2 protein-coding genes are annotated in these 745 nt (G+C 44.4%); both read left to right on the top strand.

The window, feature by feature from the left end:
* Nucleotides 1–189: 189 nt before the first annotated feature.
* Entirely contained in the window at nt 190–444 is a 255-nt protein-coding gene (locus tag BP822_RS03780; RefSeq protein ID WP_013718690.1) for a type II toxin-antitoxin system HicB family antitoxin, read from the top strand.
* A complete protein-coding gene (locus BP822_RS03775; protein WP_048131815.1) occupies nt 422–658 on the top strand; it encodes a type II toxin-antitoxin system HicA family toxin in 237 nt (78 codons plus the stop codon). The genes BP822_RS03780 and BP822_RS03775 overlap by 23 nt, the downstream gene beginning before the upstream one ends.
* Nucleotides 659–745: the final 87 nt, after the last annotated feature.

Genomic DNA, 745 nt, shown 5'->3' with positions numbered 1-745 from the left:
TGTGGTTTTATTCCCGTAAACCCCCAGGATTCACCATTGCTCTATGATTCCCCCACAGAGGGCACAATAGCCCTCACAAAGGACGCACAAAAAGAGCCTTTTTCCAATAATCCAGCGAATTTCACATATGCTCGTGGCAAGCAGTAGTCGCGAAAGCCTTATCATAATACAGGAAAGAGACAGGTAAAGATGAAATTTAAGATTACCATTGAGAAAGATGATGATGGCAGATACGTGGCTGAATGCCTTGACCTTCCGGGCTGCCTTTCCGAAGGAGAGACTTTGGAGGAGGCCATAGAGAACATAAACGAGGCCATCATAGGATGCCTGAAATCCCGGCTGAAGACTGCAGGAGAAAAGCTCAAAATACCCTTCTTTGACCGCAGGCTCGACATATCTATAGATCTGACAGGTAACTCGTATGCACAAGCTTCCACGGGCTAGCGGAGATAAACACGTGGCTGCGTTTAAAAGGGCTGGATGGGTGGTGAATCACATAGAGGGCAGCCACTACATCATGGTTAAAGAAGGAAGCGATGTCCATTTATCCATACCAGTGCATAAGGGAAAGGATCTGGGCATTGGACTTCTTAAAAAGCTCATAGCGAAAGCAGAACTTGATAAGGACGAATATATAAATAATTTTTATAGTAAGTAAGATTTGGCCAAATACACTAATGATCGCTCCTGCGGTTACTAGCCCATCATAGAGACACGAAGAGCAAAAAGCTAATTCGTTTTGGTT

The organism is Methanosaeta sp. UBA458 (genome assembly GCF_002496085.1).
GTDB lineage: Archaea > Halobacteriota > Methanosarcinia > Methanotrichales > Methanotrichaceae > Methanothrix > Methanothrix soehngenii.
Note: the sequence above shows the minus strand (reverse complement) of the source record. Positions and strands in the feature narration are given on the sequence as shown.